Here is a 16,871-nt window from a genome sequence, read left to right on the forward strand (position 1 = left end):
AAACCGTCTGTCACATTTAAAATTTAAGATAGGGTTAGTAAATTTAAGATGTAAATCAGCTAAATTTAAGTAATTAGGTAAAATATGAAATCATGAAAAAAGTACTTATCATTTTATTTACTGCTTTATGCACGCTGGCAAATGCACAGGACTATACATTTTTTGAAAAGCTAAAAACCGTAGAAACTCCCGAGGATGCAGAAGTTCTCGTGGCTAAGATGGCAGCACAGCTTAAAGGGAAATTTGTATACTATAAAACAAAGCAGTTTGACAACGGCCTGCTGCGCATTGTTTATACTCCGGAAGGGATGGCTGAAGAAGCCGTGAAGGCACAGTCAGATTATGAAGATTGTTTTGTAGCCGATTTTAAACCGGTTCCTGCTTCTACCGATAAAGCTTATAATTTTGATAAGGCGAGGGCAAAATATGAAACGCTTTTTCCGTTATGGCAAAAATTTTTTAAGCCCGATGCTACACCTGATAATAAGACACAGCGTTTTAGTAATCCTGAAAAAAATGTCCTGTTTAGTTTTATAAACATAGGAGAGGTATGGGCTATAGGTAGGTAACCAAATACCGCCATACTAGTTATAATAAATGCAAAGAGCGCCGAGTGGCGCTCTTTTGGTTTTCCCATGGTTAGTTGTTCAGGGTTTCCCAGAAGCCTGATGCTAATCTTGCAATAATGTTTCTTTTTTTCTCTTTTGTCATGGGCTCATCTACCCAGTGCGTAATAACAGCATCATAACCTCCCGATTGTATCTTTTCCATTTGTGTAAGCGGAATAGGAGTAGTGGCTACAGGCAGTCCTGACTGCTCAAGGCGCTGCTTAATGTCTTTAAAGTATTCTGCTTTAGACTCAAAACGAAGGCCTTGTGCACCGTTAACGATCAATACTTTTTTTCCTTTAAAATCGAAGCCTTCACTTTCATTTTCTCCAAAATAGGCATTTAAGAAAGCCGCTTCATCATCAGTAAGTGCAGGGTTGTTGTCGAGTCCGCAGTTTTCAAGGTTGTGGCCGTAAAAATTGGCAGAGGCAAGCAACAACAGCAAATGTAAATAGTTCTTCATGGCGGTTGTATTTTTTACTATAACTCAGGTTTTTATAAAATATTTTGGCGTTAAGAAAGGTTTAGCAATTTTAACAGCCGTTTGCCTACTAAGGCAAAAAGCGTTCCAGTTTTCTAATTACAAAGCTATATTATAATTAGTATTAGTATAAGAGAGCCTGATATAGTAAGATATAGTAGTTATGCTAATACTTCAGCATTTCCATAAAATCTTCACGGTCTATCTCGCGGGCACCAAGGCTTTCCAGGTGGCTGTTGTGTACCTGGCAGTCCAGCACCCTGTAATTGGCAAGCTGCAGCTGTTTGGCAAGGGCTATAAAAGCAATCTTGCTGGCATTACTAACTTTAGAGAACATGCTTTCGCCACAAAACACATGGCCAAGGTCTATGCCATAAAGTCCGCCCACCAGTTCATCGTCCTGCCAGACTTCTACCGACTTTGCAATACCAAGCTCATTCAGCCTGCAATATGCCTCAGTCATGTCGTTTGTAATCCAGGTTCCGGGCTGGCCGTCGCGTTTAATGTCGCGGCAGTTTGCAATTACCTGTTTAAAAGCGGTATTAAAAGTAACCCTGAACGTATTGCGGTTTATGATGTTGCGCATACTTTTAGAAACCTTGAGTTCGTCTAAAAATAAAACCATCCTTTCGGGAGGGCTCCACCATAGTATAGGTTCGTCATCTTCAAACCACGGAAATATACCGCTCCTGTAAGCAAGGAGCAGCCTTTCAGGCGAAAGGTCGCCACCAATGGCTACAATTCCTTCTGGAGAAGACTGTTCAACAGAAGGGAAATAAAGTTCACGGGATAAGAAGTACATCGGTCTGCTTTTTGGCAAATATAAAATTATAATATAGAAGGAAAAAACCTTAAAATTAAACAGAAAATCCTCATTTTGTGATATGATGATTTTTTAACATTTGCGTGAGGTTTTCCGTAAGTTTTTTCGGAGCAACATTTGTACATTCGTACCGGAATACGGATGTGCAATTGTTTACTGTCTTACAGCTATAACGATATAAAAATACTTAAAGTATATAAAAGCATAGTTTGTGTTTTAGCTAAATTTTTGCGGAGAGCTGGTGGTTCGGCTCTCCGCTTTTTTTATTGCATAGCTTCAGATTATAATGCATAAAAAAAACCGAAGCAGCCACTTCGGTTTTTTAGGTTTTATTAGAAAGGAAGATCGTCGTGCTCTTCTTCTTTAAAATTGTTAGCCGGCTCAAAACGGTCATTGTTAGCCGGTGGTGCCTGATTGTAACCCTGCGGTGCCTGGTTATAACCTTGCGGCGCTTGCTGGTAGCCTCCCTGTTGCGGCGCTTCAGCTCCTGCTTTTTCTATTCTCCAGCCTTGTATAGAGTTAAAGTATTTCGTTTCGCCCTGAGGGTTTACCCATTCCCTGCCTCTTAGGTTTATGGAAACTTTTACAGGTTCTCCTACTGTGTAGCTGTTAAGCAGGTCGCATTTGTCCTGTGTAAACTCTATCATAATGTGCTGTGGGTACTGCTCATCTGTAGTAACTACAACTTCTCTTTTCCTGAAACCGTTTGCACCAAAGGCTTTGGTTTCGTCAATCATTTTGATTCTTCCTGAAACTTCCATAATGTTTGTTTGTTATTTTCTGCCTTGAGGGCAGCTATCGTTATTAAAAATTAGAAATCTTTTTTGGCCAGCAGCACTTTCCATGCTGTAGATACTTCGTTATTGTCAAGATATTCCTTGGCTTTCAGGAACTTTTTGCTTTCGTCATCGGCGCTTAAAACCGCTTTCACGTCAAAGCTCTCTTTTACAAATATAGCAACTTCTTCGTCAGTAGGCAATGTTTCTGTGTTACCAAGTTTACCCAGGTCGTTACCGTTAAACACGCCGCTCTCTTTTATGAATGCCGGTATGCTGTCAACGCCTATGCCCAGTGTAGTAAGTGGTTTTTCTACTTCAAAAAGCCCTTCAGAACTGCGTGAGTACCAGTTGCCGCCAAGCCTTGACACAAGGTCTATCTTGTGCTGGTCTATAACACCATTTTCGTCAAGAATGCTTTTGTCAATATGCATTTTAATCACTTCACAAAGTATAAGGTTACCTGCACCGCCTTCCGTTCCTAACGGTATTATCTGTGTAACGCGGCACTCAAACTGTACCGGGGCTTCTTTTACCCTGTAAGGTTTAACCGTGTGCGACGGTATCATGGTAAGCCCTGATTTGTCAAACTCGTTTACACCCGCAGCATACTCTGTACTGGCTAACGATATTTGCTCTACCATGGCATAGTTTACAACGTTTATAACAACCTCACGGTTAAGTTCGGCGTTAATAAGCGTGTGTTTTATAGTATTGTCCCTTACCCTTCGCGAAGGCGAAAAAATGAGCATGGGCGGATTTGAGCTGAAGATATTAAAAAAACTGAATGGCGACAGGTTAGGCACATTATTGCCGTCTAACGTTGATGCCAGCGCTATGGGCCTCGGACCTACAGCGCTTTGCAGGTAGCCATGCAGCTTAGGTGTAGTAAGTTCTTTTGGGTCTATGGTTAGCATTGGTTGCTTTTTTGTTTTTGCAAAGATACTTTTTCTGCACTATCGGCATACGGTTTTAACGACGGTGTTAATAAAATAATCGGCACTGTTTTTCGTTATTGTATGCTACCTCCCAACTTTTAGTATCTTTAAGCCACAAATTCATTTTTATGCGATTTACAGATAACAGGAACATAACCCGATGGGTAATCATTGCGGCATCGTTCTTTATTGTGATTTCTATCCTTTGGAATACCTATAGCTTTTTTAATATATTTAAGGAAGACGAAAGAAAAAAAGTAGACCTTTTGGTTCAATCGTATCAAATGATAAATGATACGGGAGGCAATTTTGATGTAGAACTGCCTTTTCGCATTGTGTCAAATAATACTACGATACCCGTAATCATGACAAACAGCAGGGATAGTATTGTTGATTTTAAAAACCTGCCTAATGCTGTAGAAACTGATCCTGTTCGTAAGCAGTCCTATCTCCAGGAACTTAAACAAGCCGGTTCTTTTGTTGTGCTTAGAATTGGGCAAAAAGATAACCCTAAGTTATATTACGGCAGTTCATTGCTGCTCAATAACCTTAAATATTATCCTATTACGCTTGTTATTATCGTAATCTTATTTGCTACGATAGTCTTTATCTTTTATCGTGCCAGCAGGATGGCAACCCAAAACAGGCTTTGGGCGGGTATGGCTAAAGAAACCGCGCACCAGATAGGTACGCCGCTGTCGTCGCTCTTAGGGTGGATAGAAATAATGAAGGCTGATAATGTAGATGAGACTACAGTCGAAGAAATTGAAAAAGATGTACACCGGCTCCAGATAATTGCCGAACGTTTTAGTAAGGTAGGGTCAGAACCTGTTTTGCAGGAACTGGATATCGTTGCCGAGACTGAGAAATCTTTCGAGTACCTCCGTTCCAGAGCCTCCAGGCAGGTGGAGTTCTTTTTTATGTCGCCTAACCATCCGGTACCGGTAATGCTTAACCCTGAACTTCACAGCTGGACTATAGAAAACCTTGTGAAAAATGCCATAGACGCCATGAAAGGCAAAGGCAGGCTTGACCTTATAATAAGTGAGAACGAAACTTTTATTAAAATAAAGGTAAGCGATACTGGTAAAGGTATTCCTAAGTCGCAGTTCAGGAAAATATTTGAACCCGGTTTCACTACTAAAAAGAGGGGTTGGGGATTAGGACTCTCACTAACCAAGCGCATCGTTGAAGAATATCACAAAGGCAAGATAAAGGTGCTTTCTTCTGAGGTTGGCAGGGGAACCACCATGCAGGCCAGCTATAAAAAGCAGGTAAAACAATAACTTTATTTACAGCTCATCACGCGGTGTAAATACCGAAGCAAATGTACCGTCTTCTATTTCTATAGGTGCCGCTGATGGATTGTGAGGCAGGAGTGTACCTTCAAAACTTCCGTTTACGGTGATTTTTTCTGTGTGGCCATACGTAGATGTACTGTGGTCAAAATCTTCTACCACAAAATCTCCCGACGTGTAGGCATAAAACGATTTGAGGTTAAACAAAGTTGCGGAAAGGCGCTCATTTACCGCAAACGTAATGTTGTCTAAATGATACTCTTCTGCATCATTTTTATTGAATACCAATACTAAAGAATGCTTTGTTTGCGGTACATCTTCGTAGAGTATTACAGAATGCATCTGTAGGTCGTAGCCGGAGTCAGGGCCGCCCTCTATTATCTGGATATTCCTGAATTCAAGTTCTTCGCCATTGTAATTCATGGTAAATTTGCCTGTAGATACGGGTGCAGATGCCTGGTTTGTGCTGTCGTCATCACAGCAGCCTGTGCATAGCACAATGCTGCATAAAAGTAGTAGTAAGGATTTCATAGTTGGTGGTTTTGACTGCCAAGATATAAAATCTATAAATATGCTGTTGTTAACAAAAATAAAAATGGGCGGCCTGATATGCAGGCTGCCCATTTTATATTGACTTGTAAAGAATTACTTTACCGCTTTTTTGCTTTCCAACTTTGTTTCTAAACCGCGTTTTCTCAACAAAGGCTCAATAGATGGTTCAGCCCCGCGGAAGTTTTTGTACATCTGCATTGCATCCATCGTGCCACCTTTTTCAAGGATGTTGGTACGGAATGATCTTGCATTTGCCTGGTCAAACAATGAAGAGGTTTTAAAGGCTTCAAAAGCATCGGTGTCTAAGACGCCCGACCATATATAGCTGTAATATCCTGCCGAATATCCTCCTGCAAAGATATGGCTGTAATAGGTACTCCTGTAGCGTGGTATGATAGATGGTATCAGCCCCAGTTTTTTCATGGCCTCTTCCTCAAACGGAATTATGTTTTGGGTAAGCGGTACGCTTCGGTTGTGGTAATCAAGATCAAGGTAGGCTGCGGCGAGATATTCTACCGTTGCAAAACCCTGATCAAACGTAGCCGACTCCTGAAGTTTTTTGATAAGCGCATCCGGAATCACTTCTCCGGTCTTGTAATGTTTGGCATAAAGTTTTAAAACCTCCGGTTCGGCAGCCCAGTTTTCCATAACCTGCGATGGCAGCTCTACAAAATCGGTAGGTACACTGGTACCGGCAAGGCTTTCATAGGTCACGTTACTCAGCAGTCCGTGCAGGGCATGGCCAAACTCATGGAAGAAAGTACTTGTTTCGTCAAAAGTTAGCAGGGCAGGGTTGCCCGCTGTTGGTTTTGAAAAATTGCATACTATAGAAATTACAGGGGCTATGCGCTTGCCGTTCTCAGTTCTCTGTTTTCGGTACGATGTCATCCAGGCACCACCTTTTTTAGATGCCCTCGGAAAAAAGTCCATGTACAGTATGCCAATATGTTTGTTGTCTTTATCGGTAACTTCCCAAACAGTTACATCGTCGTGGTATTTAGGTACATCATTAAGTTGGCGGTACTGCAGCCCATAAAGATTTTTAGTAACCGTAAAAATTCCGTCGCGCACATTGTCAAGACTAAAATAAGGTTTGATCTCCTGTTCATCAAGGTCATACCGCTCTTTACGAATCTTCTCTGTATAATACCTCCAGTCATACGGCTGAACATTATCTTTAATACCATCGGCCAGCATCATTTTCTTAATATCGGCTTCTTCGGCCTTTGCCTTTTCAAGAGCGGGAGCCCACAGCTTGTCCATCAGTTCATAAACAGCTTCGGGGGTTTTTGCCATACGCTCTTCAAGCACATAGGCAGCGTGGCTGGTATAGCCTAAAAGTTTAGCCTTTTCAGCCCTTAGGTTCGCCATTTCCACTACATTGATGCGGTTATCGTGGTCATTTCCATTATTGCCCCGGTTTTGGTAGGCAGTCCATATCTTTTTGCGAAGCTCGCGATTATCTGCATATTGAAGGAACGGCATAACGCTGGCATTTTGAAGCGTAAATAACCATTTGCCTTCCTTGTTAGCTTCCTTAGCATCGTCGGCTGCTGCAAGGATTACTTCTTCAGGCAGGCCTGCAAGGTCTTCTTTTTTATCGATGACCAGTTGGTAAGCATTGTTTTCTGCCAATACATTATCACCAAATTTTAATGACAGTACCGATAGGTTCTCGTTTATCTTCCTGAGCCTGTCTTTTTGTGCTGCGTTAAGGTTTGCACCGCTGCGCACAAAGGCCTTATATTTTTTTTCTAAAAGTTTGGCTTGTTCCGCGTTGAGCTTAAGATCAATTTGTTTTTCCCATACCGCTTTCACGCGGGCAAACAATTTGTCGTTAAGAAAGATATTATCGCTGTGTTTAGAAAGTTCGGGTGCAATTTCCTGCGCCAGTGCCTGCAGTGTATCGTTTGTGTTTGCAGATGTAAGGTTGCTCAGCGTTGTGTTGATACGGTTAAGCAGGCTACCCGAATTTTCAAGTGCAACTATAGTGTTATCAAAAGTGGGTTTTTCTTTGCTGTTAGCAATGGCATCTATCTCCTTTTGGTTGATTGTTACGGCTTCAAGGATCGCCGGCTTAAAATGATGATTTCTTATAAGATGGAAAGGTGGTGCCTGAAAAGGCGTATCGTATGCGGCCAAAAGCGGATTATCTTCGCCTATGGCTTCGGCTTTATTAATTTGTTTGCAAGACATAAAAAGTGAACAGCTTAATGTTAGTATAAGGATAGGTTTAATCTTCATAGCAAGAATGGGTCTTTACCGTAAATTTATCGTTATATGTGATAAAAACAAAGAATATTAAGGTCAGGTTAAATAATATTAACAATTAATAGGAAAAAACTACCTTTAGGCTGTCCTAAAAAAGTAAAGCTATGAGTATGTCTCCAAAAAAAATAATAGTAAAAATCCTGGAGTGGACAGGTGTAGGCATAGCGGCGATTTTACTGCTTATGTTTCTTATACCGCTGCTTTTTCCGGGAACAATTGCCCAGCAGGTAAAAGTATTTGCCAACAAAAGCCTTGATGGCGAACTTAATTTCACCAATTCTAAACTGTCCTTCTTTACGCATTTTCCGTCGCTAACCGTATCGCTTGACGAACTTTCGCTTAAAGGATCGGCACCTTTTAAAAACGACACGCTGCTCAGTGCAGACCAGGTTGCCTTCGGGATCAATCTTAAAAGGCTGATTTTTGATAATGAAATCAAGATTGATAAGATATATGTGTCTGATGCGCTTATCAATGTAATGGTAAACGAAAAAGGGCAGGCAAACTACAATGTATATGTTGCGCCTAAAGACCAGCCAAAAGATACCACCGGAACAGGCCCGGCAATAAGGCTGGACAGGGTAGACCTTGAAAACTGCCACATAAAATACAACGATAAATCTGCCAGGATATTAGTAGACGCCAAGGGCTTTAACTACGTGGGCCGTGGTAACCTTAGTGAAGATGTTTTTGACCTTCAAACCGATGCCAATATAGATGTTATCGATTTTATTCTGGATGGCGTACCTTATCTTGAAAAGAAACAGGTGCATGCCGATCTTGTTACCCGTATTAATACCAATGCCTTATCATTCATACTGACTAAGAACGAATTGCGTATTAACAGGCTTCCGCTGGAGTTTAATGGAATTTTCACGATTTTAAAAGACGGTTATAATATTGATATAAAAGCGATTTCTGAAAATAACAAGCTGAAAGACCTGTTCTCAGTACTGCCTCCCCAATATAAAACCTGGATGGAAGATACTAAGATAAAAGGTAAAAGCGATTTGCTCTTTACTTTTAAAGGGAGGTATAATGCTGCGGAAAACCTTAATCCGGACCTTGGTTTCAGGATCAAGATATGGGACGGATCTGTCAACTATAAAGATGCACCGCTTACCATGTCTGATTTTGAGATGAACCTTAGCATGAAACTGCCTTCACTTGATCCTGAAAGATTGGATATCAATCTGAGTAAGCTGGATTTTAACCTGGGCGATAAAGATAAATTTCATGCTTTTGTGATAGCTAAAGGACTGTCTGAAATGACGCTCAAGGCGCAGGCAAAAGGAACGCTTGACCTTGCTGCACTCGACAGGTCGCTGGGCATAGATAATATGGATCTTAAAGGTCTGCTTAAGGCAGATATAACTGCCGACGGTATTTTTAGTGCCGAAAAAAGACTGTTTCCTAAAACGCATGGCGGCGTGAACCTGCAAAACGGATGGCTTAAAACAAAATACTATCCTAATGCCATTACCGACATCAAGTTTGTTGCCAATGTGCAAAACGATAAAGGTACGTTTGATGACGTAAGGATAGCGGTAACGCCGGCATCCTTTGTGTTTGAAGGCAACCCTGTATACGTAAGTGCTAAAGTGTCTAATTTTGACGATGTAGATTATAACGCAAAAATTAAGGGCGAGCTTAATATTGGCAGGATATATAAAGTATTCTCGCAAAAGGGGCTGGATGTGAAAGGATATGCCAAAGCTGACCTTTCGCTTAACGGCCGCCAGAGCTATGCCACTACGGGGCAGTACAGCAAACTTGATAACAGGGGTACGCTTTTATTAAAAGATATAAGGGCAACTTCTGAATCTTTCCCTAAACCTTTTGACCTGACCGAAGGGCATTTCAGGTTCCAGAATGAAAAAATGTGGTTCGAAAAATTCCTTGCAGGATACGGTAAGTCAGATTTTGCGATTAAGGGCTACCTACTTAACACGATCAATTATTTCCTTGAGTCTAAAGGTACGCTGCACGGCAATTTTGATGTAAAATCGAAACGTATCAACGTAGACGAATTCATGGCCTTACAGGAAGGTGAGAACAAAGATGTAAAGCCCGAAGTTAAAGCTGTAAAAGAAGCTAACCCTAAAATGACCGGCGTAGTAGTACTGCCTACAAACCTGGATGTGTCGCTGGTGGCAGATGCAGATAAAGTGGAATACACCGGCCTTGTGTTAAATAAGCTTAAAGGTAAAGTGGGTATATCTAAAGGAAAACTATACCTTGATAATGCCAACTTTAATATTATTGACTGCCTTGTTACTATTGATGCGGGATATGATGATGAATCGCCTATGGCCGCTAATTTTAACGTTCATTTCAAGGCTAAGGATTTTGATGTGAAAAGGGCCTATAAAGAAATCCCGTTATTCCATGACCTTGTTACCGCTGCCGAAAAAGCTGAAGGCATCATCTCGCTTGATTACGAGCTTAACGGGGATCTTGATGGCAACATGAGCCCAATATACCCTTCGCTTAAAGGGGGAGGAACAATATCAGTGCGCGATGTTAAGGTGGCAGGGCTTAAGATGTTTGGCAGCATGGGAGACAAAACCGGTGTAGACGGCATGAAAAACCCTAACATGAAAGATGTAAACATTAAAACCAGTATAGACAATAACCTGATACGTATAGAACCATTTACGCTTAAGGTAGCCACTTTCAGGCCTACGATAAAAGGAACGACGAGTTTTGACGGGCTGCTGGATATAAGGGTACGACTTGGACTGCCTCCGGGAGGACTTATAGGGATACCTATAGTGATAACAGGTACACACGAAGCGCCTAAAATCAAGATATTCAGTAAAAGCGGACAGGAAATTAAGGAAGCCGAATACAACGAGAAGACCAATCAGGTAATTAAAGAAGAGAAGAGAGCTCCGGAGACAGAGAAGAAAGAATAAATAAAAACCCCACGCACTGCGTGGGGTTTTGTATGTTTAACCGTTAATGGCTTCAACTTTAATGTCGTTGTCGTTAAGCATGTCCTTCAGCATATTCTCTATACCGCTCTTAAGGGTAAAGGTAGACGAGGGGCATCCGCTGCAGGCACCCTGAAGCAATACTTTTACACGTTTATCGCTTTCATCATACGATTCAAAAGCAATGTTTCCGCCGTCAGCCTGGACTGCCGGCTTTACATATTCCTCAAGAATATTGATAATACGCTGCGAAGTAACATCAAGATTGTCAAAATAGGCTTCCTGCTGTTTTTCCGCTTCCGGCGTAATCTGGATCAGAGATTCTTCTACCGCTGTACCTCCGTTTTCAATATACTGCTTGATAAAGCTTCTTATCTCAAGTGTTATCTCATCCCATTCTGTAACCGCATATTTAGTGATGGATATATAGTTCTCATCAATAAATACTTCTTTAACGAATGGAAATTTGAATAGCTCTTTTGCCAGGGGCGAAGCAGCAGTTTCGTCGATATTCTTGAATTCTACCGGTGTTTTTGTAAGCAGCTTATTAGCAACAAACTTCATAACAGATGGGTTAGGGGTAGATTCTGCATAAATGGTTGAAGGCTGTTTTTTTACAACTTCTTCTTCCATAACGATAACACCTCCTGTATTTACAAACTGCTCAATTTGTGAGGCTACATCATCCTGAACGTCTTCCCATTCTACAATTGAATATTTTTCAAGTGCTATGAAGTTGCCTGATATGTAAACTGTTTTTACAAACGGCAGGTAAAACATTTTTTTTGCCAGTGGCGATTTTGCCGTTTCATCTATGTTCTTGTATTCGTAGTTAGTACTTTTTGCAACAAAGTCGCTAAACTCAAATTTAACTATAGATGGGTTTTGTGTGGGTCTTATAGTGATAGTTTCCATGATTCTTATTTTATGCAAAATTAGTATAAAAATATCTTAAATAGAAGGTAGGGTAAATTAGATTATAAATGTTTAGTATCCCATAAAGACTGACCTTAAGTTATTTAAAATGTAACTTTTTAGGTTTTTTGTGATTTTTTTAAATTTAACAGGCAAAATATCAATGAATATTTATATTTGGCTTTTTATATTAACAATTTCTATTGTTTATTTTAACAATTGGCATTATTTAAAACTCGTTATATGAGAAATTTTTTACTCGCCTTAGTGCTGCTTTTAGGAACCTTTAGTTCTTTTGCGCAGTCAAACCTTTCTGTTTTTAGTACCAACCCTGACAATAGCTATGTTGACGGGGAAACATTAACCTGGACGGTAATGATTACTAACAATGGGCCTATGCCGGCAAACAACGTGCGCGCATTTTATGCCGTTCCGGCGTTTTTGCAGCCCCTGCCTCCCGGAATTACAAAATTCTGGTGGAGCAAGGAGAACGCAGTGCCTGCTACAGGTGGTACAAATACTCCTCTAAATAACATAACGCCAATACTGGCTGTGGGACAAACGGTAAGCTATACGCTTCATGTTAAGGTGCCTACCGGATACACCGGTACCATACCACAGCTTGAGGTGAGCTATACAAAAAGCGCCGATCTGGAAATTGTTAACACAAATAACCAGACAATATATACGCCTGGTACACAGGTTACTTATAATGTAACGGTTACAAACCACGGTCCTGAAGTTGCAGATCCTGTAAGTATAGCAATGCCTATACCTGCGGGAATTACCAGTTTTTCATGGACTGGAAGTAATGGTTCATCGGGTACCAATGCTGCTTTAGCAAATAACATTGGTGTTATGGCGGTAAACCAGGTTGTAACCTATACAGTTACGGTTGATATTCCGGCCGCTTTTACAGGAGCACTAACTACGCAGGCGAGCGTAACGTCTCCTAATACGGTAGACCCTGTTCCGGGCTGTACGCAATGTACAGATACAGATACATCCCTTCAGGATGCTGATGTTGTGGTGGTAAATACAAATAACCAGTCGGTTTATACTGCAGGCGGCACTACAGTCTATACATTTACAGTTACAAATAATGGCCCTGCCGCTGCAACAAATGTAGTAGTAACAGATACTTTTCCTGCCGGAGCAACGGTAACATGGGCAGGCAGTAACGGAAGTTCAGGTACAGGAAACTTAAGTAATGCAATAGGTACCATGGCGCTAAACCAAACTGTGACTTATACAGTTACGGTTGGCGTTCCTGCAGGTTATAACGCGGCTACTTTTGTAAGCCAGGCTGCTGTAACCAGCGATAAAGATCCTGTAACGGCATGTACACAATGCACTGATACTGATATCAACCCTGCAAATCTTGCAGATCTTACAGTAACAAACACCGACGGACAGACAACATACACACCGGGTTCTACAGTAGTTTATACGCTTACAGTTGCGAACACAGGGCCTAACGCAGCTCAGAATGTTAATGTTCAAATGGCGATTCCTGCCGGTATCACACAATTTTCGTGGCAGGGTACAAATGGTTCTGCCGGAACTAATGCTCCTCTAAACAATACTCAAAATTCACTGCCAAACGGTACTTCTATAGTGTATACCATTACAGTAGTAGTGCCTGCAAGCTATCAGGGCGACCTTACAACACAGGCTGTTGTAACAAGTAATAACGACCCAACGCCTGCATGTACGCAATGTATTGATATTGATACTAGTGCTACACCTACGGCAAATATAGTTGTAACAAATACCGATGGCATAGAGATATACACGCCGGGTACTAATAATACTTATACGGTAACGGTAACCAATAATGGTCCTTATCCTGCTCAGAATGTAGTGGTGTCTAATCCTGTCCCTGCCGGTATAACGGCATTTACATGGACAGGCAGCAATACTTCTGCCGGAACAGGTGCCTTAAACAACACCATCCCTACAATGGCAGTTGGCCAGACTGTTACCTACACAATTATACTTGGTGTGCCTGCCGGATATACCGGAAACTTATCAAGTGTAACTACGGTAACTTCATCAACCGCAGATCCTGTAACAACAGATAATACTGTTGCCGATGTGGACAGCAATACAGCGTCTGCCGATCTTGTGGTTACAAAAACATTAAATCAGGGTGCTACTTACACTGCCGGTGCAGATGCCATCTATACGATAGTTGTTAGGAACGAAGGGCCTACAGTGGCACAAAATGTATCGGTTACCGATGCTATTCCTGCCGGGCTTCCTGCTGCAAATGCTACATGGTATGGCAGTAACGGTACAACAGGTACAGGAAGCCTTAATGATGTGCTGGCTACATTGCCGGCCGGCCAGCAGGTTACCTATACGCTGACTGTGCCTGTGCCAAGCAATTACAGCACAACGGCAAATATTGTAAATCAGGTTGTGGTTACCAGCGATACGCCGGATCCTAATCCTGCATGTCCTGGATGTACACATACAGCAACGCCAAACCCTCAGGCGAATATTGTAACATGGAAATCTAATGGACAAACCCAGTATTTTGCTAATGCACAAACTGTTTATACTATCGTGGTGACAAACCCGGGTCCTAGCGACGCGGTTAATGTTGTTGTTCATGACAGTAAACCATATAATGTGGACCTTATGACCTGGAACGGAAACGGTACAGGAGGAGCAGGTACACTTCATAATGTTATTCCGGTACTTGCTGCTGGCCAAACTATTGAGTATACAGTAACTATTTCGGTTAAGGCTAACCACCCTACGTTTGTTGGAAACCTTACCAATGTGGTAACAGTAACCAGCGATACTCCCGATCCTGTTCCTGCGTGTCCCGGCTGTACCGATGTAGATACCCCAAGGGCTAACTATGTTACAGTAGATCAGAATGCTTATACTACCGAAGAGCTTGTAAACGATGTTCTTATTAATACAGATTGTATTAACGTAAGTAATATCCAGGCTTCGGCAGGAGATATCAACGGAAATTACGGTATTGGTTATTTTAATAAAAACAATGCATTAGAGACAAGTTTTCCTATCCAGGAAGGTATCATTATAAGAAATGGCCACGCTAAGTTTAGTGAGGGTAAATATACAGACCAGAATATATCAAGTACTGCATCTGGTTTGCTTGATCCTGAACTTTCATTGTATGCGCCTAATAATGAGACAATGAACGATGTGAGTTACCTTCAGTTTGAATTCGTACCGTTATCTGATGAAATGAGTTTCGACTTTTTATTCGCGGCTAATGAATATGGGTTTTTTCAATGCGGATGGTATGACACATTTGCTTTCATTCTTAAAGATTTAACGGATACTACTATTCTTCCAAAAAACTGTGCGGTTATTCCTGGAACAAATACACCTGTATCCGTAGGTACGATCAGGAAACAAATTTACAACACAGCATGTGGAGATGCGAATCCGACCTATTTTTATCAGTACAATGTTACTGAACCGGGTTTAAGTAACTCTTCAATAAATCACAGAGGGCAGACTATAAAAATGCAGGCGTCATCTACTGTGGTTCCTGGACACCTTTATAGTATTAAGATGGCTGTGGGAGATCGAGGTGATACTGCGTACGATTCTGCAGTATTCTTAGCAGCTGGCTCGTTTAACATAGGCCAGCCTACACTGCCGTCAGATTTTACCATAGGTGAAGTTCCTGGTAATAGTGCGGCTTTATGTCCGGGAGAAGAGCATGAGCTTTCGGCAATATTTAGTGGAAATACAACATTTATACTACGTTGGGAAAAAGACGGCGTAGAAATGACAGATCCTGTAACTGGTGCGCCTCTTGATACAGCTACTATCACCGTTAGTGAGCCGGGAATCTATACGCTTAAAGCGGCTTTCCCATCAGACCCTACCTGTTTCCTAACAGATGATATTAAGGTGGAATACCGCCCTGAAATTGAGGTGGCAGATCCAATTGATCTTGTGGTGTGCGGCGATCCTGCACAGCCTCATGTTTTTAACCTTCAGACGAATGATCCTATAATGAAAGCTACGCTTCAGAATCCGGATTTTATCGAAATAGAATACTATCACTCTCAGGAAGAGATAGAACAGGGATTGCCTAAAATTCCTAACAGTGAAGCTGCTAATTATATGGGGCAAGACGGTGAAGTTATATATGTAGGTGCTGTAGGATATGACTTCCCTTGTTATACAATACGACAATTTACGCTTCGTATCCACGATTGCGAAATAGAAATGGAACCTTATGCAGTTCATATATGTGAGCCTGCGCCTTATGATAATACCGAAGTTTTTGACCTTACATCGTATACAGATGAGATGACAGTTATAGACCCTATACCTGCAGGATATGTGTATACATTCTATAATAACCAGGCAGATGCCGAAAGTGCGCAAAATCCTATTGCAAATCCTGAAACCTATCCGGGTACTACAGAAACAGTTTGGGTTAGGGCTCAGGATGAGTCGGTAACCGATGTGCTGGTTTACGGTGTTGCACCATTAACGCTTCAGGTTGATCCACAGCCGGAAGTAGGTACATATACAGATCAGGCAGCTTGTGGTTCTTATACGCTTACTGCTCCTACAGGAGGAAACTATTATACCGGTCCTGGCGGAACAGGAACGCAGATTGATCCTGCTGTTCCGCTAACCGCTACGCAAACCGTTTACGTTTACGCGCAATCCGGAACGGCGCCAAACACGTGTACTGACGAGGCGAGCTTTGAGGTGACTATCTACCCTGCTCCTGAAGTAGTGGAGGTAGCCGACCTGCAGGCATGTGACACCTATGTGCTTCCGGCACTTACAGTAGGAAACTACTATACGGCAGCAGGCGGAACAGGTACGCAGCTTGCTGCAGGCACACCGATAACAACAACACAGACACTTTATATTTATGCCGTAACGGGCGATGCTACAAATGTGTGCAGTGATGAGTCAGACTTTGTGGTGACCATCAACAGCGCCCCTGTAGTAAACCAGGCGACCCCGCTTGAAGAATGCGCAGACAACTTTGACGGCTTTGCATATTTTGATTTGACCCAGGCAGGCGCAGAGATCCTTAACGGTACGACAGGATTGTTAATTACCTATCATGAGACAGAGACAGCAGCCCAAAACGGGGTAAATATAATCCCTACGCCTGCAAATTACCACAGCATCAACGGTATAGTTTATGCCAGTGTAATCCAGGACGGCACTACAACCAACTGCCGCACAGTAGTTCCTATCCAGCTGATAGTCAACCCGAGGCCTGCAGTTCCTGTGATGACAGTTTA

General features: G+C 41.9%; 11 protein-coding genes. 4 read left to right on the top strand and 7 right to left on the bottom strand.

Annotated elements, in window-relative coordinates:
* The first annotated feature begins 92 nt into the window (after nucleotides 1-92).
* Nucleotides 93-569: a hypothetical protein gene (locus tag R1T16_RS12925; protein ID WP_317501526.1), complete on the top strand. Its 477-nt coding sequence runs from the start codon at nucleotides 93-95 to the stop codon at nucleotides 567-569.
* A 70-nt stretch (nucleotides 570-639) separates the two neighbouring features.
* On the opposite strand, the gene R1T16_RS12930 is transcribed toward R1T16_RS12925, so the two are convergent.
* The 4 genes from R1T16_RS12930 to R1T16_RS12945 all read right to left on the bottom strand — a co-directional run bounded on the left by R1T16_RS12930 (nucleotide 640) and on the right by R1T16_RS12945 (nucleotide 3,605).
* A complete protein-coding gene (locus tag R1T16_RS12930; RefSeq protein WP_317501527.1) occupies nucleotides 640-1,071 on the bottom strand; it encodes a hypothetical protein in 432 nt (143 codons plus the stop codon).
* A 184-nt stretch (nucleotides 1,072-1,255) separates the two neighbouring features.
* Complete coding sequence (aat, locus tag R1T16_RS12935) at nucleotides 1,256-1,891, bottom strand: leucyl/phenylalanyl-tRNA--protein transferase (protein ID WP_317501528.1); 636 nt, start codon at nucleotides 1,889-1,891, stop codon at nucleotides 1,256-1,258.
* A gap of 353 nt (nucleotides 1,892-2,244) precedes the next feature.
* Complete coding sequence (locus R1T16_RS12940) at nucleotides 2,245-2,673, bottom strand: DUF3127 domain-containing protein (RefSeq protein WP_317501529.1); 429 nt, start codon at nucleotides 2,671-2,673, stop codon at nucleotides 2,245-2,247.
* Nucleotides 2,674-2,723: 50 nt separating this feature from the next.
* Entirely contained in the window at nucleotides 2,724-3,605 is an 882-nt protein-coding gene (locus tag R1T16_RS12945) for a flavin reductase family protein (RefSeq protein ID WP_317501530.1), read from the bottom strand.
* A gap of 149 nt (nucleotides 3,606-3,754) precedes the next feature.
* Between R1T16_RS12945 and R1T16_RS12950 the strand changes: the two genes are divergently transcribed.
* Complete coding sequence (locus R1T16_RS12950; protein WP_317501531.1) at nucleotides 3,755-4,912, top strand: HAMP domain-containing sensor histidine kinase; 1,158 nt, start codon at nucleotides 3,755-3,757, stop codon at nucleotides 4,910-4,912.
* A 6-nt stretch (nucleotides 4,913-4,918) separates the two neighbouring features.
* On the opposite strand, the gene R1T16_RS12955 is transcribed toward R1T16_RS12950, so the two are convergent.
* Both R1T16_RS12955 and R1T16_RS12960 read right to left on the bottom strand, forming a co-directional pair.
* Nucleotides 4,919-5,455, bottom strand: coding sequence for a hypothetical protein (locus R1T16_RS12955; RefSeq protein WP_317501532.1), 537 nt, complete (start codon nucleotides 5,453-5,455; stop codon nucleotides 4,919-4,921).
* A 114-nt stretch (nucleotides 5,456-5,569) separates the two neighbouring features.
* Complete coding sequence (locus R1T16_RS12960) at nucleotides 5,570-7,720, bottom strand: M3 family metallopeptidase (protein ID WP_317501533.1); 2,151 nt, start codon at nucleotides 7,718-7,720, stop codon at nucleotides 5,570-5,572.
* 137 nt (nucleotides 7,721-7,857) lie between these two features.
* Between R1T16_RS12960 and R1T16_RS12965 the strand changes: the two genes are divergently transcribed.
* A complete protein-coding gene (locus R1T16_RS12965; RefSeq protein WP_317501534.1) occupies nucleotides 7,858-10,665 on the top strand; it encodes an AsmA-like C-terminal region-containing protein in 2,808 nt (935 codons plus the stop codon).
* A 36-nt stretch (nucleotides 10,666-10,701) separates the two neighbouring features.
* Here R1T16_RS12965 and R1T16_RS12970 read toward each other — a convergent pair whose 3' ends face one another.
* A complete protein-coding gene (locus R1T16_RS12970) occupies nucleotides 10,702-11,598 on the bottom strand; it encodes a NifU family protein (protein ID WP_317501535.1) in 897 nt (298 codons plus the stop codon).
* Between the two features lie 243 nt (nucleotides 11,599-11,841).
* Here R1T16_RS12970 and R1T16_RS12975 point away from each other — a divergent pair.
* On the top strand, nucleotides 11,842-16,871 hold a 5,030-nt coding region (locus R1T16_RS12975), incomplete at its 3' end, for a choice-of-anchor L domain-containing protein (protein ID WP_317501536.1).

Source organism: Flavobacterium sp. DG1-102-2, from assembly GCF_033042555.1.
In the GTDB taxonomy this organism is placed as follows: domain Bacteria; phylum Bacteroidota; class Bacteroidia; order Flavobacteriales; family Flavobacteriaceae; genus Flavobacterium.

Excerpts from the sequence above, each read along its gene's own strand:
- R1T16_RS12925 (WP_317501526.1), top strand. The coding sequence starts at position 93 with ATGAAAAAAGTACTTATCATTTTATTTACTGCTTTATGCACGCTGGCA.
- R1T16_RS12930 (WP_317501527.1), bottom strand. The coding sequence starts at position 1,071 with ATGAAGAACTATTTACATTTGCTGTTGTTGCTTGCCTCTGCCAATTTT.
- aat (WP_317501528.1), bottom strand. The coding sequence starts at position 1,891 with ATGTACTTCTTATCCCGTGAACTTTATTTCCCTTCTGTTGAACAGTCT.
- R1T16_RS12940 (WP_317501529.1), bottom strand. The coding sequence starts at position 2,673 with ATGGAAGTTTCAGGAAGAATCAAAATGATTGACGAAACCAAAGCCTTT.
- R1T16_RS12945 (WP_317501530.1), bottom strand. The coding sequence starts at position 3,605 with ATGCTAACCATAGACCCAAAAGAACTTACTACACCTAAGCTGCATGGC.
- R1T16_RS12950 (WP_317501531.1), top strand. The coding sequence starts at position 3,755 with ATGCGATTTACAGATAACAGGAACATAACCCGATGGGTAATCATTGCG.
- R1T16_RS12955 (WP_317501532.1), bottom strand. The coding sequence starts at position 5,455 with ATGAAATCCTTACTACTACTTTTATGCAGCATTGTGCTATGCACAGGC.
- R1T16_RS12960 (WP_317501533.1), bottom strand. The coding sequence starts at position 7,720 with ATGAAGATTAAACCTATCCTTATACTAACATTAAGCTGTTCACTTTTT.
- R1T16_RS12965 (WP_317501534.1), top strand. The coding sequence starts at position 7,858 with ATGTCTCCAAAAAAAATAATAGTAAAAATCCTGGAGTGGACAGGTGTA.
- R1T16_RS12970 (WP_317501535.1), bottom strand. The coding sequence starts at position 11,598 with ATGGAAACTATCACTATAAGACCCACACAAAACCCATCTATAGTTAAA.